The following is a 20,268-nucleotide window of genomic DNA, read 5'->3' as shown; positions in this document are numbered from 1 at the left end:
ATTACCGCCCCACAGTGAATTCATAATTCCCGGAGCCCGCTTCGACGATCAGGTGGCTGTCTTCTTTCCCGATGGTTTTGACCAAATCAGAAGAAGATAGCTGCTTTCCATTCAGCAACACTTCCGCATTGGCACCAATAGGAATATGTATGCGCGCGACTGTATTCACGGGCACCAAGACATTGATAATCAGTTTGCCGCCTACTTTGCTCCATTCCGAAGCGATTGTTCCATTAATCGTTCGCAGAGACGCTTTGAGGTGATTGATTCCGTTACTCCCCATTCCTTCCGGCGCAATCTCAGGTCTTACATTGAAAGTCTCAAACCCGGGCCTGGTCATTTGGATACCCGCCGCATGACCGAACATCCATTCACACACCGCCCCGAATGCATAGTGGCTGAACGAGTTCATCGCCGCGTTGTATTTGAATCCATCCTCCTTGGTAAAGCTATCCCATCGCTCCCAGATGGTCGTTGAACCATTTTCAACCTCAAAGCCCCAGGATGGAAATTCTTTGCTCAGGAATAGCTTGTATGCCAAATCCGAATGCCCCGTTGCGGAAAGTGCGGGCAAGAGCGGCTTGGCGCCCAGAAAGCCCGTACCCAGCTTGTCACCATTCTCTTTCAATAACGCCGTGAGATAAGCACCTGCCTTTACCCGCTCTGCCGGATTAATGATGTGCATGTAGATGGCGTTGGCATAAGCTGTCTGTGTGTGCCCGGTAAAACCCAGCGAGCCGTCCACATATCCTGCCCCATTGCCATAGGCCCTCGCATCGCATTGGAAACGGCCTTCCCGATCAACATAATGTTTACGGATCGCCTCCCTAACCTTGTTCCCTGTATCTGTAAATCGCTGCTTGTCTTTGGCATTCCCGATCGCATCGGCCATTTCGGCCATCAAATCGGCGCAGTAGGCGTAATAAAAGGAAGCCAGCATATCGGGCGGGGTTTTCTTGCCAAAAGAAAGCCAGTCGCCAAAACCGCCCTTGGGGTCGATGTCACCGAATGCATTTTCCTTAAACACAAATGTGCCATTACTTCTTTTGTCGAGAAAATCCATAAAGCGGACCATATCGCCCCAGCCATTGCTGATCATGCGCGTATCGGCGTAGGTGCGATAGATCTGGTATGGACAGATGATTCCCGCTTCCATCCAACCGGGTGAAAATGTGTCGGTTTTACGCAGATTGGGCCTTGGCGCGTACAACGGATAGGCACCGGTCTCATATTGACCATCATTTAAATCGACCACCCATTTGGTAAAAAATGAGGCTACGTCGCGGTTGAATGTAGCCGACTTCACGTACACCTGCGCATCGCCAGTCCACCCAATGCGCTCGTCGCGTTGCGGGCAGTCGGTCGGTATATCTACGTAATTGGCTCGCTGGGTCCAGTCGATATTACTGTAAAGCTGGTTGACCATCGCGTTGTCGGTTTCAAATGTACCTACTTTGGGCGTGTCAGAGCCAATGACCAGGCCAGTCAACGTCTGTGATGAAGGCTCTCCCCTTAGTCCCTTTACTTCCACATACTGAAAGCCATGAAAGGTAAATTTGGGCTCCCAGGTTTCACCTGCCGGATCGCCTTTTAATATATAGGTATCTGTCGCACGCGCCATCCGCAGATTCTCGGTCATCAGCCGGCCATCCGGATACAATTTTTCCCCATAACGAAGCCGGACCGTATCCCCTGCCCTGCCTTTAAGCTGTAACCGGACGATGCCCGCAAAGTTTTGGCCGAAATCAAACATGAAAGTTCCGTCTTTACGGTCCGTATGTTTGACCACTTTCAAAGTCTGCGTCACCTTTACCGGCGGACCGGGATATACCTGAATTTTACGCGCGGATTTGTCGGCAAATACCTCTGCTTTCTTCCAGTTCCGGTCATCAAATCCAGCCGTATTCCATCCATTTTCTTCGAGCCGGGCATCGTACGTTTCGCCGTTAAGCAAATCGGATTCAACCAATGCTCCCTGGCTCGCCTTCCAGGTCCGGTCTGTCACAAAAGTCTCCGTCCGGCCATCGGCATACTCCACTTCTAGCTGCGCCTTCAGCATGGGGACCTTGCCGTAAAATGCCCGGACAACAGGATTCTGCACCAGCAACGAATAGCCCAGATAACCCGCGTACCAGCCATAGGACAGCTGGGAAGCCAACGCATTGCCGCCAGGCTTCACATGACCCGTGACGTCATATACCTGATAGTAAACCCGCTTGTCATAATCCGTCCAGCCGGGTGTCAGAAATGCGTCGCCCGCCTTTTTACCATTGATATTGAATTCATACAAACCCAATGCGGTCACATATAGCCGGGCCTTTTTGATATTCTCACCGATCATCACCTCTTTGCGCAGGTAAGGAGTCGGTGGCAGATGATATGTTTTTCCTTTGCCCAAATGATCCAGATCCAGTCCGATCCAGTCCCCTTTCCATTCCGTTGGCACCAGCAGACCCATCTCCCAATGCGAAGCATGACTCCATGGCCCGGCTATCCCGCTTTTGTCCCAGCTCCTGACCTTCCAGTAGCATATCTGCCTCGATCCGAGTTTCTTTCCCTGATACTCAACCTGGGCCGTTGTTCTCCCCAACATTTTGCCCGAATTCCATAAATCTGCCCCGGCTTCGCTGAGCTTGTCCGGTGCGGAAGCTACCAGGACCTGATATGCAGTTTGCCGCTGGTTGTTGTCACTGACCGTAAGCTCCCAGCTCAGGCGCGGGTGCCCGGCATCGGTTACGGGCGACTCTTTATATTCGCAGCGCAGGTAAACCGGGGTAATGCCCTTCGCATAAATCAAAACACTGCTCAATGCCAGCAGTGCCGATAACGTCATTTTTTTCATAGGTCCGTTCTTAAATGCCTAGCGTAGAATTTTTACGCCCTTGGGCCCTTCGATCGTGGATGTGACTGTTCCGTTCGCCTGTTTTTCGTGCCTGATCCTGACGACACCCATGGGCGTCGGATAAGTACCTTCCACCCATTGCAGATCACCCAGGTTGGGCCTGACACGGATCGTTTTACAGCCAGGCTCTATGACGCTGACACCCAGGACATGCTCGGACAACCATGAAGTAGGTCCCGAAGCCCAGCCATGGCACAGGCTATGCCGCAGCTTTTTATAACAATAGGCGCCGAAATCTCCGTGTATATCGTCTTTTCCATCTGGCACCAACTCGTCAATCGGAGCGGCATTTCGGGTCCATGCCAGATCAAAATCTTCCCAAAATGTAGTGGCGCCCATATCCAGCATTCCGCCCCAGTAGGTGCGGATGCAGTTCAATGCGCCGGTATAGTCATTGGCTTTGGCTTTTGCCTGCAACATATAATAACCATAGAAGGTCGAAAAGCGCTCGCAATCGCCCACTGCAATCACCTCCGCATTTGCTTTTTCGGCGGGCATCAATCCGGCCAGCGCCATCAATGCAGCCGCCTGCTTGGAGCCATTCGCATCGGGTACGTACATTTTCATTTGGCCCGCTAAGGTTTTGCAGCGCGTCGCCTGTGCGGGTTCGTCAAGGATCAGGCACAGCTCGGCGCCAGCTTCCAGGGTCATGATCATCATGGCATGCAATCCCGCATGAATACCTTTGGGGTTTTCGCTTGATGGCCAATCTAGAAAACGCGTGCCATCGAGATCTTCTTTATTATCCTTTGTTTTCGCCATCAGCTGATCAAGCAGCGCAACAAGATATTTCTGCTGTTTACGCAGGTATTCGATATCTCCCTGGTTTTTATACAAATCTCTGTGGATCAAAACCCACCACATCGAGTAGGCACTGATCCCATTCATCCAGCCTGGGAGCGGTGTAATGTCGCGGGCCTGATCAAGGCTTTTCGCCACGACCTCGTTTTTACCAAACACGCTGTTGATCGTCATCACTTCCGGGTGCATATCTCCAACCCATACCAGGCGGTCTCGCTTGATTCCGTCCCATAAGAACTCTTGCATATTCAAATGCACAGTATAAGCACCTGTGTTCCAGATAGCGTTCAATTTTTCGTCATTGCTTTTGAAAGACCCCAGATAAGGAATATCCCTGTATTCAAAAACGGCCCTGACTTCCTTGAGCTGTAACTCTCGCTCGGCGTCCACCAGGTCGATGCGGGCAAAACGAAACCCGGAATTACCCACCTGCATTACGCCCAGCCAAGGTACCTGCACGACGAAATCGCGCATCGCGTGGTCATTAGTCGCTCCCTGGACCGTGTCGATATCCGACATGGCCTCACTCACCGACTCCCCAAGCCTGATGCGGACACGGATCGGCCGCTGATCGGCCGGCTGGTCGGTCACGATCTGAATACCACCCTGTATTTCCTTTCCAAAATCGAAGAGAATGCCGGGTTTAGCATCGTCTTTGCTAATGAGCGTACAAAAGTTTTGATGGACCAGATTGGCCTGGCCACTACCCTTTTTAAGCAAATTTGGCGCACCGATCACATTACTACCGCTGCGGTCGGACATCCACACGATGCGTCTGGGCGAAAGGTACTGCCGGATTCTGGAATCGGGCTGCGCTTCAAAACTGTTGTCGAAAATCGGCGGAAGACCTTGGGAATAAGCACCTTTTAAAGCAGCGCCCAATACAAGAAAAAGAATTGCGAAAAGATTTCTCACAGGAGCAGGTTTAGTTGCGGATTGTAATATTCCCGGAAAATAAATAATTATAATCAAGCGAACTAGCCTGTTGTATCCTGTGCGGGCTTTTACCCATATACCTACCGTTAACGCTTCGTTAACATTTATGTATGCTAGATTTATTTCAAAACCGTTCTAATTTTGCTTGTGGTATAATCCCCTGGCTCTGAATCACCGCTAAACCTTTTTTCCTGACCCCATGATCATAAAAGAAAATAGCTCGCAGGATCGCGATGGGCTGCCCCCGTTTGTCAATAGCTGGAAACAGCTTTACATTCTTCTGATCGGCACGCTCGCATTACAGATTGTCCTCTTCTATTTATTTATGACCCGTTTTCAATGAGCACGCTCGACTGGATTGTACTTTCACTTACCCTGTTATTTGTAGTTTTGTATGGCATCTATCGCAGCCGTGAGAAGCACACGATGGATTCCTTTCTGCTCGCTGGGCAATCGATGCCCTGGTACCACGTTACCCTGTCGCTGATGGCTACCCAGGCCAGCGCGATCACCTTCCTGTCCGCGCCCGGGCAGGCCTACACTGATGGCATGCGATTCGTGCAATTTTACTTTGGACTGCCGCTTGCGATGGTGGTACTCTGCGTGACTTTTGTCCCCAAATTCGGCAAGCTTAAAATCTTTACGGCTTACGAATTTCTGGAAGGGCGTTTCGATCTGAGGACCCGCGGACTGACCGCTTTTCTATTTCTGCTGCAACGGGGCTTATCAACCGGGCTCTCCATTTATGCACCGTCCCTGATCCTTTCGGCTATTCTGGGCTGGGATATTACCTGGACCAACATCATATCCGGCGGCATTGTCATGCTCTACACCACTTTGGGCGGCTCGCGCGCAGTGTCACACACACACCTGCAACAGATGGGAATTATCACCATCGGAATGGTCGTTGCCGGCGTCATGGTGGTAAAGTTCCTGCCAGAACAGATCTCGTTCACTGATGCATTGCACGTGGCCGGGAAAATGGGGAAAGTCAATTTGATAGATTTTACTTTCGACCTCAATAACCGTTATAATGTATGGTCGGGACTTATCGGCGGATTCTTTTTGCAACTCTCTTACTTTGGTACCGACCAGTCCCAAGTCGGACGCTTCCTGACTGGCAGCTCGCAGGGCCAAAGCCGCCTCGGATTAGCGATGAACGGCCTGCTGAAAATCCCGATGCAGTTTCTGATATTGCTCGTAGGCGTGCTCGTTTTTGCATTCTACCAGTTCACCAAGCCGCCATTGTTTTTTAACCAGACTGCGGTGGACCACGTCAAATCAACACCGTTTGCTGCCGAGTACCAAGCGCTGGAAAAGAAGCACGACGAGATTCAGAACGAAAAACGTCCGCATGTGATGGCATTGACAGAGGCCATCCGCAAGGACGATCAGACTGCTATCGCGGCATCCAGGGACATTCTCGCCGATTTCGAAAACAAGGTGAAAGACGTGCGCAAAGAAGCTACCACGGTTCTTTCAAAGGCCAACGGCGGGGATACCAACGATGTCAACTACATCTTCCTGCGCTTTGTGATCGATTATCTGCCCATGGGTATGGTGGGATTACTGATCGCGGTGATTCTGCTTGCATCCATGGGCTCGGTTGCTGCCGCCTATAACTCGCTGGCGTCCTGCACAATCGTGGATATTTACAAACGGATGATCCGAAAGGACAATGACAGCCACAATTACGTGGCGGCCTCCCGGTGGGCGACTTTGTTCTGGGGCGTATTCTGCATTGCCGTAGCCCAGTATGCTTCAAGGCTTGGAAGCATGATCGAAGCAGTCAATATACTCGGGTCGCTTTTCTACGGTACCATTCTCGGAATTTTCCTGGTGGCGTTCTATTTCAAAAGCATCGGCAGCAGAGCCGTTTTCTGGGGAAGCATTATCGGCGAGATTTTTGTCATTGTGAGCTACGTCATCGACCTGACCGCATTTTTGTGGCTCAATCTGATTGGATGTACGCTGGTCATTCTTTTCGCCTGGCTGATCGAAAAAATCTGGCCCCAACCGGTGACAACGGCTTAGCACCTGTCGCTGAAATATCCAATCGGGGACAATTCTCTTTAAAAATTAAATATTTTAAAGAAAGTATAGTGCTCAACCGTTTTTTTTCGGTTGTCCAGGAAACTATTCACGCATTTAAATCCTTAATAAGTACAATCGGACAACGGGACAGCCTATACGCAGCTTAACAATGTCACCGATTGTTACAAATTAATGTCTAAACCTACTGGCCATGCAAAAGCCGCTTAATCTTTTCTTATCCGGGGTCAGAATCCTGTTTATTCCGTCGGACAGCTGACCCTGATCCTAGTTTTTTCCAATTGGAGAACCTGTTCATCAACAAGGACTCAAAACACATTTTCTCTGTCCAAATCAAATTTACACCTACATGAATTATTGGTCTAAGCCACAAAAAACACCGCGTTTGGCGCTTAGCTCGGCATTCCTTTTATTGAATTTTCTCAGTACCGTTTTCGCTCAGGGCATTCAGGAAAGTAACCGGGAAGCGCCGGTTTTAGAGCAGGCAACGTTACAGGAAGTTGTTGCTTATGCGATCAAAAATCAGCCGGCGATCCAGCAATCGCTCATCGACGAGCAGATTACCGCCAACCAGGTCCGCAGCAAGCTTGCCGACTGGTACCCGCAGATCGGGTTCAATTATAATTTGCAGCACAACTTCATTGTGCAGACCAGCATCATTGCGGGCAATCCCGTCAAGCTGGGGGTCAACAATGTTTCTGCGGCTCAGTTCACCTTGTCTCAACAGATTTTCAACCGCGATGTACTGCTTGCCAAACGAACGCGCGGTGATGTGCTGTTCGCGGCAAGCCAGAATACGGTGAATAACAAGACAGACCTGGCCGTCAATGTTTCCAAAGCATTTTATGATGTGCTTGCCACCACCCAGCAGATCCGCGTAGCCGACCAGGATATCGCAAGGCTGGAAAGGAGTTTGAGAGATGCGCAAAACCAGTATAAATCGGGTGTGGCCGACAAGATCGACTATAAAAGAGCGACCATCTCACTGAACAACACCAGAGCTAACAGAAAAAGCAACGACGAAGTCCTAAAAGCCAAGGTGGAATATCTCAAAGCACTAATGGGTTATCCATTGGACAAAGCGCTGCAAATCAGCTACGACACCCTGCAAATGGAGAAAGAGATCGGGCTGGACACGTTGCAGGCCCTGGATCTGACCGGACGTATCGAGTACCAGATCCTGACCACGCAGAAGAAACTGGCCGAAGCCAACCTGCTGTATAACAAATGGAGCTATCTGCCCAATCTGTCACTGAACGGAGCCTACAACCTGAACTTCCAGAACAACCAGTTTACCGACCTTTACAATAAGAACTATCCCAACTCTTTCGGCCTGCTTACACTATCGCTGCCGATTTACCAGGGAGGGAAGCGGAAAGCCAATACACGGCAAGCTGAATGGCAGTTGAAGCGGCTGGACTGGGATCTTAAAGGTCTGCAGAACAATGTAAATTCCGAATATGCAAGCGCGTTAGCTAATTACAAAGGCAACCTGACAAACCTGCTGGCTCAGAAAGAGAATGTAGACCTGGCCCAGGAAGTGTATGATGTGATTCAGTTGCAATACAAATCCGGTATCAAGACATATCTGGAAGTGGTGACTTCGGAGACCGACCTTCGTTTGGCACGTATCAATTATTACAATGCGCTCTACCAGGTTCTGGCCAGCAAAATCGACGTTCAAAAAGCGCTCGGACAGATCAACTACCAATAGCGGTCTCTCTGACCACCCTTTTATCTCCTGATTTCCATTGAAAATACTTTTGATAATATGTTTTTAAATACAATGAAATATTATCCCGCCGCTCTACTTGCATTGACAGTGATCTCATGCGGCAAAAAAGAACAGCAACAGCAACCCACCCAGCCACCGGCGGTTCAGGTTAAGCTTACGGAAGTAACCTCATCGCAGGCTTCCTACTATGATGAGTATCCCGGAACCGTGGTTCCCCTCAATGAAGTAGAACTACGCCCGCAGGTGACCGGCTTTGTGACTGCCGTCCATTTTACCGACGGCTCGCGGGTACGGAAAGGCCAATTACTTTATTCCATTGACGCGCAACTTTATGATGCCAATTACGACCAGGCAGTCGCAAACCTGAGCGTACAGGAAGCCAACATGGTCCGCGCACAGAAAGATGCTGACCGCTATCACGAGCTCGAAAAGAACGATGCCGTAGCCAAGCAGCTCGTCGACAATGCGGATGCGGCCCTGGAAGTTGCCAAGAGGCAAGCCGACGCGGCCAAAGCAAATATCAAGGCCGTTCAGACCAGCGTTCGTTACACCAGGGTTGTAGCCCCTTTTGACGGTGTGATTGGCATTTCGGCCGTGAAAGTGGGCGCCCCGGTATCTGCCGGTCAAACCGTGTTGAATACCGTATCGACCGACGGCCAGCTGGCTGTGGATTTTAATGTCGATCAGAAGGAAATATACCGGTTTACTGGGTTGATGAAGTCGCAAAAAGCTTCGGATTCGACCTTCTCCATTAAGTTCGGCACCGATGTGTATCCCGCGCATGGGAAAATCGCGCTGCTCGATCGCGCAGTCGATCCTCAAACCGGAAGTATCAAGGCCCGTCTGATTTTCCCCAACAAGGACGGTCAACTGCGCGCCGGTATGAGCGGAACTGTCATGGTGCTCAACAATGCAAGCGCGAAATCATTGCTGATCCCGTACAAAGCTGTAACCGAGCAGTTGGGTGAGTTCTTTGTGTATGTGGCCGGCGATAGCAGCAAAGTGAGCCAGCGCAAAGTGCTGCTCGGCACGGCCATCGGCCCCAATATCATTATCAGGGAGGGACTTAAAGAAGGTGAGAAAATCGCCGTGGAAGGTGTTCAGAACCTTCGCGAAGGAGCGGTTTTCCAGGAAGGCAAGTAAGCTGTCGGGTCCTTTTACCATTTCATAAACCAGTAAGAAATGATTGCAGATATTTTTATAAAAAGGCCGGTCACAGCGATAGTATCTTCTGTTGTACTGGTTCTCGTGGGGCTGATCGCCCTTACCACTTTACCGGTAGCCCAATACCCCGACGTAACGCCGCCTACCGTTTCCATTAGCGGTAACTTCACAGGAGCGGACGCGCAGACCGTCGAGCAAACGACCACCACGCCGATTGAAACCCAGATCAACGGTGTGCCGGGGATGACCTACATGTCCAGCAACAGTACCAGCAGTGGACAAAGCAGTATCAACGTCACATTTGAAGTGGGTACCGACGTCAACATTGCCGCACTGGATGTACAAAACCGCGTCAGCGTAGCTGAGCCCACACTTCCGGATGCGGTAAAGCGCCTGGGCCTGACCGTGCGCAAGCGTCAGCCGAGTATCATGATCGCATTGGCATTGTACTCCCCCAATGGGACGCACGATGCGCAGTTTATAGGTAACTACGCCAACATCTACCTCAAAGACGCGTTGCAACGTGTAAAAGGAGTGGGTGATATCGTCTCCCGTGCCGACGACTTCGGTATGCGGATCTGGTTGAATCCCGAAAAATTGGCTAACCTGCGCATGACACCTTCGGACATCTCCGCAGCACTGGCCGAACAAAACCTGCAGGTAGCAGCGGGAACCGTGGGTGGTACCCCGCAGCCCAATGCGCAGGCTTTTGAATACAGCGTGTTGACAAACAGCCGTTTGAATACCAAGGAGCAATTTGAAGACATTATTGTCAGGTCTTCTCCCGAGGAAGGAAGCGTAGTTTACCTGCGTGACGTAGCCCGCGTGGAGCTCGGCAAATTTGACTACGGTGTCAATGCATTTGTGAGCGGAAAACCCGCTGCTTTTGTCCTGATTTACCAGGCACCTGATGCCAATGCACTCGATACTTATGAAGGAGTGATGAAGGCATTAACCGAAATGAAGAAGACCTTTCCAAAGGACATTGACTACGTGATTCCCGTAGAAACGGCATCAGTTGTAAAAGTGTCCATTGAAGAAGTACTTCACACGTTCGGAGAGGCGATGCTGCTGGTGGTGATCGTAGTATTCTTGTTTTTGCAAAACTGGCGTGCGACATTGATCCCTATCCTGGCGATTCCCGTATCCCTTATCGGTACATTCATATTCTTCATTCCTTTTGGTTTTACGATCAATACCCTCACACTCTTTGCATTCGTACTGGCAATCGGTATCGTGGTCGACGATGCGATTGTTGTGGTAGAGGCTGTTCAGCATTATATCGATGACAAAAAAATGTCGCCCAGGGCTGCCACCGAGCAGGCTATGAAAGACATTTCCGGACCTGTAATTGCCATTGCGCTTATCCTGGCGGCGGTATTCGTTCCGGTAGGCTTTGTACCGGGGATTGTCGGACGCCTCTATCAGCAATTTGCCATTACGATCGCCGTCTCGGTACTGCTCTCGGCATTTGTTGCGCTTTCCCTGACACCCGCGCTTTGCTCGATCATGCTGCGCCCTTCCAAAGGCGAGGGAGACAAAAAGAACCTGCTTGAAAAATTCTTCGACCGTTTCAATCACTGGTTTGATAAAGTCTCGCATTCCTATACCCGCGGCGTATCGAAATGGATCAAGGCAACACCATTGGTTTTGGTGATGATGGTGTGTCTGTTTGTAGGCCTGTTTTTCCTTTTCAAAAACAAACCTTCTGGCTTTATCCCAGTGGAAGACGAAGGCCGCCTTTTTGTAACCTACGAAATGCAGGAAGCCACTTCGACGACCCGGAACGTAGCGATGATCAAAGACATCATGCAACGGGTATCATCTATCCCCGAAGTGAAGGTCGTGGGTGGTCTGGCCGGACTTAATGTGATCAGCTTTTCGAATAAATCCAACGTCGGAACCATGTTCGTGAGTTTGCATCCCTGGGCCGACCGCAAAGGTGCAGAACACCACGTGCAGGCGGTGATCAAAGAAATTCAGAAACGGACTGCCGATATCAAGGAAGCGCGTGTGCTGGCGATCGCTCCACCTGCTATCCCTGGTCTGGGTGCCACATCGGGTTTTACCTTCCAGTTACAACAATCTACAAGCACGGACAATATCCAGCAATTCGAGGCAGTGGCCCGAAATTTCCTGGGAGCTGTTAACAAACGTCCTGAAATTGCAATGGCTTACACCTTCTTCAATGCAAGGACACCTAGTTATCAGATTGATGTCGATCGCGACAAGACAAAAAAGCTGGGCGTACAGGTCAACGATGTATTCAGTTCTTTATCGACTTTATTGGGTAGCTCCTATGTCAATGACTTCAACCTCTATGGCCGTAACTTCCGGGTCATGGTACAGGCCGACAGCAGCTTCCGCTCGTCGCTGGACAAAATCCAGAAATTTTACGTCCGTAACCGGGCTGGTAACATGATACCGCTCAGCGCGCTGGTCACTTCCAGAGTCGTTGAAAACCCGGCATTGATCTCTCACTATAACATCTACCGATCCGTAGAAATCAACGGAACGCCTAAACCGGGATTCAGTAGCGGCCAGGCGATTACTGCCTTGCGTGAAGAAGCAGCCAAGCTGCCGGCCGGTTATAGCTACGAATTCTCCGGTATGAGTAGCGAGGAGATCAAGGCGGGCGATAGCACGACCACGATTTTTGCCATCTCCATTGTGTTTGTGTTCCTTTTCCTTGCAGCTCTTTACGAAAGCTGGTCTATCCCCTTCTCAGTATTGTTTGCCGTGCCCATCGGGGCATTCGGTTCCATTCTGACGCTGACATTCCTGCCCAATCTGTCCAACAATATCTATGCACAGATCGGTTTGATCACACTGATCGGTTTGGCCGCCAAAAACGCCATTCTGATCGTAGAGTTTGCGAAAGAACGGGTAGATGGTGGTATGGAGCTCGTAAAGGCAACCCTCGAAGCGGTACAGTTGCGTCTGCGGCCGATTATTATGACCTCCCTGGCATTCATCCTGGGCGTACTTCCGCTGGCTTTCGCAAGCGGCGCCGCAGCCGAGTCCCGTAAGACGATAGGCTGGACTGTGTTTGGAGGAATGATCGCAGCGACCTCCCTGGCGATTTTTGTGGTACCTGTTTTATTTGTGGCTATCGAAAAGCTGGTAAGCGGTAAAAAGGGGCAGCAAAACAAACCGGGTAATGTAACGGGCACTGCGGCGCACTGATAACTCCGGCAGCCCACCAGGAAAGCGGACTATGACAGTTGTCATGGTCCGCTTTTTTATTATTTTGGGAAAGAACTTATTATCATAATGTATGTACGTTAAAGAAGTCTTTTCGATTTGGCGACTCCTGAAAGGTATCTGGGTGGGAGTCGTCGCAGTCACATTCTATGCCACGCTGGTCTTCTACCTGTTCAGTTACCAGGGTTGGCATTTCCTCTCCTTCCCCATCTCAATTACCACTATTCTCGGGACGGCATTGTCGCTCCTGCTCGGTTTCCGGACCAATTCAGCTTATGACCGCTGGTGGGAAGCCCGAAAATGTTGGGGGGAGATCGTCAACGACAGCCGTACACTGGGCAGACAGGCAAAAGCATTTGTCCACACCACAAAAGAGGAAAAAGACGCGATTGTCTCAAACATTACACACTTGCAGATTGCCTGGTGCTACGCACTTGCCAATTCGCTGAGGCGAAGCCAGACGCTGGTGTACGCGGACTTGCACCTGACCGCCGAAGAGCTCGCGTATGTCAGCAACCAGGACAATATTCCCAATGCCATCCTGAACCTGATTCAGTCGAAACTTGCGGAGCTGCACGATTCGGGTAAAATTCCCACCCTGCTTTACCAGAATATCGACAATACCGTTCAGCGCCTGTGTGATGCCATGGGAAAATGTGAGCGAATCAAAAACACGGTTTTTCCCACCCAATACAGCTTCTTCATCCATCTGGTCATCTTCATTTTCACGCTGGTACTTCCTATGGGCCTTGTCGAAAGCATCGGCAGGATTGCCATACCGATCACATTTACCATATCTTTCCTCTTCTTTTATGTAGAATGGATCGCTTACATTCTGCAAAATCCATTCGAGAATGCCCCCAATGATATCCCGATGACTTCCCTGTCTCGCAACATCGAAATCAACCTGCTGCAACTGATCGAAGCAGAAAAGATCCCCGAAAAAATCCTTCCCAAAAATGGCGTGGTGATGTAATCAAAAAGGGGCCGACCGCTAAACGGCCAGCCCCTGTCAGTTCTGTTACGATAATTTTACTTCGGCTTTACGTTTGTGTAGAACAAATCCAGGCTCACTCCCGGAGTTGCGTGCTGCTGACTCCCTACCACCAGCCGGTCCACACTCATGCTAAACTGCGTATTCGCGTCACGAAACGACCCTCCTGTGCTGAACGGTCCGCTACGGACTACTAATCCGCCCACGTCACCAGACTCTGTCGTCATGATTTCAGTGGCAAATGAGCTGATGTCAAACAAATAATACTCGTCGTTGTTAACCAGATCGCGCGTATATCTGCTGGCAACAGGCTGGGGTGAGGATGTAGATGCGAGCGTGTACAATGGGACTGGTAACCCGTTCCCGTCTGTATAGAACTGATTATTCTTGTCAACCCGGTAAATATACAGTGCCGGTGGCACCCGCAGGGCGTTGGTTACCGATGCCCTCAATGGCCGGATGCGTAAAAAAGCCTTGTTTATGGCGGTATACTTGGTGTATTTGAAATGTTTCAGATAAGGAAGGTCCACACGCATCATGATGCCGGTCCCTGCCTGCATGAATGCCATGTTCCCTGACTGCGCGGCAGGCAATGACAATCTTTTATTGGCCGGCAACTTAGCCAGCTGCGTGCCGGCAGGGTCTGCTACGATCTGATTATAGGACGCCTCGATTTTAAAAATGGTGGAATCTTTCTTGTATTCGCTGACCAGCGGCGTGTGATAATGAAGTTGCACAGAGGTACTATCCATACCCAAACGCATTTTGAAGCCGATCACCGGACCGTTGTCCGTTGCAGCGGGCATTACCACAAGTCCTTTCACCAAATTGATCCAGTCTGTATTGGAAGTCAGCTTATTGTCTTTGGCCATCTGGAAAATTTGCTTTCCAAGAGCATCCGAAAGCCTTATCTTCAATACATCTGATGTAGTAGGCCTCGGAACAATCCTCACCTTCCCGATAGGCGTCGGGTCATATACAGTCGAGTTGTGATTCCAGTAGGAATTCTTGTCCAGAATATCCGCGAGCAGTTTGTAAATGCTCAGGTTAAGTGCCTGAGTAGTATCCCCATAGCTATAAGAATTATCATAACGCATTGACAGGATCAATGAGTCGTACTCCGCATTCTCGACGATACTCACACCACTTTCAGTTGTAGGCTGAAAGAAGTTCATGGCCCGGACTTTGCCAAAATAAGGATCTTTATAGGTACCAACCAGCATGCGGGAAGGCCCTCCCGTCATGATCGAATCTGCTCCGATCGTAGAAAGCTGGATAGTGACGGTGTCTGACAACAACACTGCGAAATCATCCGGGTTGGGCTGTGCCAGTGATTCAATCTGATCTCCCCATTCACAGGCGCTGAGCGAAAAGGTAATTCCAATTATGACCAGTAGTTTATGAACTGTTGACGATCCCCCGAAGGAATAAGGCTTAAATTTCATTTAGAGCAAGAACAGTAAAAAGTGCAAAAATATCACATGCAAACTTAATTACAACATGATTGAGCGAAATAGGACAAATAAGAAAGTAAAAACAGGTTTGCAACAAAACACAAAATGTACACGTAAGGACCAGCAGAGACTTTTCAACTGTTACGCCGTAATCCAATAAATAGTGGCAGACCGCGAAAGAAACGTAAAAACTGCCCCCGCTATTTCAAACCTTTTGATCTTAGCCGGCGTCATGGTAAGTATTACCAACGTAATGAACGCAACATTGCTCACTGATTCGCGTTGAAAGTAATCGCTGGCTGATTAAAGTTTTGGACAAAAAATATCTGATTATTTTACTTACCAGTATCAAGATGTTATGTTTGCAAAAAATTTAGGTTAAGGAGCTCTTTTGGGTATTTTCCCTACCACAAGCCGCGATCTGAATATTCATCAATCCTCATTATTCATTTGTAACAATTCGTCAAACTATATTTTTCATGTTTAATACCTTAAAAAAGACTTCGTTAGCCCTTCTAGTCGCTTCAACCGCGTTGGTTCAGCTGAGCTGTAACAAAGACGGTGACGATACCGAGAAAACAGGAAACTGGTTCAGAAAGGATCTCCCAAGCTTCGGAGGCGCTATCAGGACTAACTCCGTAAGCTTTGTGATTGGCGACGTGGGCTACATTGGTACAGGTTATACAAACGAGGCGGTTCCCCGCGTAAAGGATTTCTGGGCTTATAATGCTAAAACCAAAATATGGTCACAGACAGAACCCTTTCCCGGAACAGGTCGTAACAACGCTACTGCTTTCGTCCTTAAGGGAAAAGCTTACGTCGGTGGTGGTTACGACGGCGTGCTTGCCATAGACAACGGATACAAAAAAGATTTTTACGAATATGATCCCGCGACCAACAAATGGAAGGCGGTAGCTGATTTCGCAGGAGGCACACGTCAGTTTGCAACCTCTTTTGTCGTAAACGACCGTGCTTACGTAGGTCTCGGCTACAACGGCGTCAATTATTTCCAGGACTTCTACGAGTTTGACCCTAGCTCAGGAACAACCGGCAAATGGTCTGAAATCGCGACGTTCATCGGTGGAAAACGGCAGGGTGCACTCTCGTTCACGATCGGCAACAAAGCGTACGTGGGATTCGGCAAGAGCAATTCAACCGGTTCAACCAAAGATTTGTACAGCTTTGATCCGGCAGGTGGCGCAGGAAAAGGAACATGGAGCCGCATAGAATTCGCTGATGGATTCGATCAGGATGCATTCCCTGCCCGCGCTTACGGTCTGGCGCTCGTAATCAACGGCAAGTCTTACATCATTGGCGGAGAAGGCAGATCTGATGTTTGGGAATATGATCCGGGCGCTAACAGCTGGACAGAAAAAGCATCATTCCCATCCGCTCGTGGCTTTGCGGCAGGGTTTGTGGTAGGCACCACAGGCTATTTCGGTACAGGTAGCGGCACAGGATCAGGCGGTACGGATGATTTCTGGGGCTTTGATCCGGGCTCGCCAGTTAACGACGACGACGATCTGTGATCAAAAGGAATTTTAAAATCCTGATTATAGCTATATTGGCCTTCGCGACAGCCATTTATGTTTTGTTCTTAAAAGGACATCGCATTGATGGGAGCCGCGAAGGCCTTTCCCATTTCAGGGTTGAGGCATTTAGCCAGCAGAATGGATGGGGTTACCGGATCCGGCAAGATACAATGCCGGTTATCGAACAAAAATTTATTCCCGGTGTGGCTGGGACTAATGGATTTATCTCCGAACAGGAGGCCATCACCGTTGGCAAGCTGGTCATACAAAAACTAGATCGCGGTATCTTTCCGCCAACGATCACCGCCGCCGAACTTGATAGCCTGGGAGTTCATCACTGACCTTCACGGAGTTCTGCAATTTTCTACCTGAAGACGTAAGTACCCATGATCGGATTATGATCGGAGTATCTGACATCGGAGAAGGTTTTGAAATCTGTCAGCAAAAGCCGCTTGTCATCGTAAAACTGGTGATCAATGCGGATAAAATAGGGAAGCTGGTTGTAGGTAAACCCAAAGCCTTCTCCCTGCTGCTCAAAACTGTTTTGCAGGCTCTTCCTGAGTTCCCCGTAGACGTAGCCGTAGGGGACCTCGTTAAAATCTCCGCAAATGATCACCGGGTAAGGTGAAGCTTCTATCCAGTTTTGCAGGCGTATGAGCTCATCAGCACGCTGTCTGAAGCCAGTCTTCATCTTTCCGAATGTGGTCTTCCCTTCCCTTTCGATGCCATCCATCTGCTTCTGCTCGACAAGCTTTCCCAGGCTCAGGGTCATCGAATAAAGATGAAGGCCGATGATACGCACAGTATCCTGCCCCACCTTGATATCCGCCTGAATCATACCGTTCTGCGCTTCGAATACAGTATCACGGACAGCTATGATTGGGTATTTTGATAGCATCGCAAGTCCATTGTAGTCACTTTTCTTCCCCTGCTTCCCGTACAATTCCTGGTATTTGTATCCTTTTTTCCGCAAAAATTCACTGTTATCGAAAAGCCCTTGCGGCTGGTTAAAATATTCAGGCATACACAGCACATCGGCCCCGCTCTCGCCGATCCATTGTTTCATTTCCTTAATCTCGTCTTTGACAGCATCTTGCCGCCAGTCGGAGTTTTTCTGAAACACATGCACATTGTAGCTCATCAGTCTGAGCGTCTGTTTCCCGGCCACTTTTTCCCCGGCTTCCTGACGGTTAAAGGCAAAACTTCTTGGCAAGAAAAACGCGCTACCGGCAAGTAATGCCAGCGGTAAAAGGGCCTTTCTTCTTTCGATGACAAACCAGATAGGCAATGAGACTAGGTGAACCACGAAAACTGCCGGAAACGACATCATCATAAAACCCGCTAACCATCCGCTGAACGGCACCCACAGTATCATCATGTAAATCAGCAGGGTATAAAAAGCAAAGCATTGATACAAAAACCACAAGAACCTCTTTATCCCCTTCATTGATCTAAAATCCCTTTTTCAGCAAAAATAACGGATCGACCGGGATTTCTAAGACATCCTTCTATGTTTGCGGAAATGATAAAATAGTTTTATATTTGCATCCTATTCTATTTTGATCGATTGATTGAGGGGGTCTAAATCCCCTTTTTTATTTGTATATATTGTACATGACCGTAAAGGAACATTTGGAAGTTTTACTGGCTCCGCTGCTGGAAGAAGGTGACTGTTTTTTAGTTGATATCGTCATCAAGCCTTCCAAATTAAGCCAGAAGGTATCGATTCTCGTCGATAGTGACGAGGGGATCACTATACAACAATGTACATCCATCAGCCGCAGACTGGCAAAGCAGTTGGAAGAGCTGGAAGTTTTCACAGACGCGTATACGCTGGAAGTTTCCTCCCCCGGCCTGGATCAGCCCTTGGTTTTACCCCGCCAATACAAAAAGAACCAGGGGAGAAATCTCAAGGTTACTTTAAAAAACGGTGAGATATTACAGGGTACTCTTTCCGAAGCGGGAGATGACAACATCACTATTCAACTTGCTGCCCCCAAGAAGAAACCCAAGGTACCTTTGGACGAAGCATCCCTGATCAGACAGATTCAGCTGGATGACATTTCCAAGGCTCTGGTTGAAATCTCATTTAAATAGACTTACGACGCCGGAATAGCGATCCCGGGTTGTGATCAATTATATAATATGTATAACTTAGTATCAGCAAATATTCTTTAACATAGCAATGGATAGCGGAATATTAATTGAATCATTCGCGGAGTTCGCAAGCTCTAAGAACATCGACCGTCCTACGATGATCAGTGTCTTGGAAGAGGTATTTCGTACTATGATTCGCAAGAAATATGGCACCGACGATAATTTTGATGTGATTATCAACCCCGAAAGCGGTGACCTCGAAATGTGGCGTACACGCGAAATCGTTGACGACAATTCCGAAGATATCTGGGACTACAATAAAATCCCGCTTGCGGAAGCACGCAGGATCCAGAGTGACTTTGAGGTAGGTGAAGAAGTAGCAGAGGAAGTAAAGCTCGTGGAATTCGGTCGCCGGCTTGTTCAGACGGCCCGTCAGACATTGATCCAGAAGATCAAGGACATGGAGAAAGAAATCATGTTCGAGAAATACAAGGATCAGGTAGGTGAAATGATTACCGGAGAGGTATACCAGACATTGCGGCATGAAGTGATCATCGTGGACTCGGAAGGCAATGAACTTTCACTTCCACGGACCGAACAGATCTCCAAAGACCGCTTCCGTAAAGGCGAATCGGTGAAATCGGTGATCCATAAAGTTGAAATGAACAACGGTTCTCCCAAGATTACGCTTTCCAGAACATCTCCTGTATTCCTGGAAAGACTCTTCGAAGTGGAAATTCCTGAGATCTATGATGGAATTATTTCTGTACGCAGAGTTGTTCGTGAACCAGGGGAACGTGCCAAAGTGGCCGTAGAATCCTATGACGACAGAATTGATCCGGTGGGAGCTTGTGTCGGGATGAAAGGATCACGGATCCACTCCATTGTCCGCGAATTGGGTAATGAGAATATCGACGTGATCAACTATACCGATAACCTGGAACTTCTGATCAGCCGCGCATTGAGCCCTGCCAAAGTAAGCTCGATGCAAATTGACCGCGATGCAAAGCGGGTATCCGTTTTCCTCAAACCCGATCAGGTCTCACTCGCCATCGGTAAAGGCGGGCAAAATATCAAACTTGCCGGTAAGCTGGTGGGAATGGAAATCGATGTTTTCAGAGATATCGAAGAACAAAATGACGAGGATGTTGACCTGACCGAATTCTCTGACGAGATCGACGAATGGATCATCGACGAACTCCACAAAATTGGTTTGGATACTGCGAAAAGCGTGTTGGCTCTTAATAAAGAGGAACTCGTTCGCAGAACAGACCTGGAAGAAGCAACTGTGGAAGAGGTGATGGATATCCTTCGAAAAGAATTTGAATAAAAAAAACGTAGCGTTGATATTGAATCAACGCTGCAAACAATGCAAAACCTTATTCTACTAAATTGCT

Annotated in this window: 14 protein-coding genes; 10 read left to right on the top strand and 4 right to left on the bottom strand. The window is 49.0% G+C overall.

What is annotated here, in order from left to right; translation table 11 throughout:
* Window position 1 precedes the first annotated feature (1 nt).
* The gene (locus BP71_RS24805) at window positions 2–2,842 is read right to left on the bottom strand and encodes a family 78 glycoside hydrolase catalytic domain (RefSeq protein ID WP_496384264.1); all 2,841 of its coding nucleotides are present in this window, start codon (window positions 2,840–2,842) and stop codon (window positions 2–4) included.
* An 18-nt stretch (window positions 2,843–2,860) separates the two neighbouring features.
* Window positions 2,861–4,618, bottom strand: a complete 1,758-nt coding sequence (locus BP71_RS24800; protein ID WP_496384263.1) for an alpha-L-rhamnosidase-related protein — start codon at window positions 4,616–4,618, stop codon at window positions 2,861–2,863.
* Window positions 4,619–4,838: 220 nt separating this feature from the next.
* On the opposite strand from BP71_RS24800, the gene BP71_RS24795 reads away from it, so the two are divergent.
* The 6 genes from BP71_RS24795 to BP71_RS24770 all read left to right on the top strand — a co-directional run bounded on the left by BP71_RS24795 (window position 4,839) and on the right by BP71_RS24770 (window position 13,770).
* Window positions 4,839–4,982: a hypothetical protein gene (locus tag BP71_RS24795; protein ID WP_496384262.1), complete on the top strand. Its 144-nt coding sequence runs from the start codon at window positions 4,839–4,841 to the stop codon at window positions 4,980–4,982.
* Window positions 4,979–6,673, top strand: coding sequence for a sodium:solute symporter family protein (locus tag BP71_RS24790; RefSeq protein ID WP_496384261.1), 1,695 nt, complete (start codon window positions 4,979–4,981; stop codon window positions 6,671–6,673). Before BP71_RS24795 ends, BP71_RS24790 begins: the two co-directional genes overlap by 4 nt.
* A 367-nt stretch (window positions 6,674–7,040) precedes the next feature.
* A complete protein-coding gene (locus BP71_RS24785) occupies window positions 7,041–8,405 on the top strand; it encodes a TolC family protein (RefSeq protein WP_496384260.1) in 1,365 nt (454 codons plus the stop codon).
* A gap of 57 nt (window positions 8,406–8,462) precedes the next feature.
* On the top strand, window positions 8,463–9,569 hold the full coding sequence (locus BP71_RS24780; protein ID WP_496384258.1) for an efflux RND transporter periplasmic adaptor subunit: 1,107 nt from the start codon (window positions 8,463–8,465) through the stop codon (window positions 9,567–9,569).
* Between the two features lie 39 nt (window positions 9,570–9,608).
* Window positions 9,609–12,776, top strand: a complete 3,168-nt coding sequence (locus tag BP71_RS24775; protein ID WP_496384256.1) for an efflux RND transporter permease subunit — start codon at window positions 9,609–9,611, stop codon at window positions 12,774–12,776.
* A gap of 91 nt (window positions 12,777–12,867) precedes the next feature.
* On the top strand, window positions 12,868–13,770 hold the full coding sequence (locus tag BP71_RS24770) for a bestrophin family protein (RefSeq protein ID WP_496384254.1): 903 nt from the start codon (window positions 12,868–12,870) through the stop codon (window positions 13,768–13,770).
* Window positions 13,771–13,826: 56 nt separating this feature from the next.
* Here the strand turns inward: BP71_RS24770 and BP71_RS24765 are convergent, their stop codons facing one another.
* On the bottom strand, window positions 13,827–15,233 hold the full coding sequence (locus tag BP71_RS24765) for a DUF4270 family protein (RefSeq protein ID WP_496384252.1): 1,407 nt from the start codon (window positions 15,231–15,233) through the stop codon (window positions 13,827–13,829).
* A gap of 488 nt (window positions 15,234–15,721) precedes the next feature.
* Between BP71_RS24765 and BP71_RS24760 the strand changes: the two genes are divergently transcribed.
* Complete coding sequence (locus BP71_RS24760; RefSeq protein WP_496384250.1) at window positions 15,722–16,771, top strand: Kelch repeat-containing protein; 1,050 nt, start codon at window positions 15,722–15,724, stop codon at window positions 16,769–16,771.
* Complete coding sequence (locus tag BP71_RS24755) at window positions 16,768–17,115, top strand: DUF4907 domain-containing protein (RefSeq protein ID WP_496384248.1); 348 nt, start codon at window positions 16,768–16,770, stop codon at window positions 17,113–17,115. The genes BP71_RS24760 and BP71_RS24755 overlap by 4 nt, the downstream gene beginning before the upstream one ends.
* Window positions 17,116–17,138: 23 nt before the next feature.
* Here BP71_RS24755 and BP71_RS24750 read toward each other — a convergent pair whose 3' ends face one another.
* A complete protein-coding gene (locus tag BP71_RS24750) occupies window positions 17,139–18,221 on the bottom strand; it encodes an endonuclease/exonuclease/phosphatase family protein (RefSeq protein ID WP_496384246.1) in 1,083 nt (360 codons plus the stop codon).
* Window positions 18,222–18,388: 167 nt separating this feature from the next.
* On the opposite strand from BP71_RS24750, the gene rimP reads away from it, so the two are divergent.
* Window positions 18,389–18,871 carry a ribosome maturation factor RimP gene (gene rimP, locus BP71_RS24745; protein WP_496384244.1) on the top strand — a complete coding sequence of 161 codons (483 nt, stop codon included), beginning with the start codon at window positions 18,389–18,391 and terminating at the stop codon, window positions 18,869–18,871.
* A gap of 88 nt (window positions 18,872–18,959) precedes the next feature.
* A complete protein-coding gene (gene nusA / locus BP71_RS24740) occupies window positions 18,960–20,201 on the top strand; it encodes a transcription termination factor NusA (RefSeq protein ID WP_496384242.1) in 1,242 nt (413 codons plus the stop codon).
* The last annotated feature ends 67 nt before the right edge of the window (window positions 20,202–20,268 follow it).

The organism is Dyadobacter ginsengisoli DSM 21015 (genome assembly GCF_059568735.1).
This window is presented reverse-complemented; position numbering and strand designations above follow the sequence as displayed.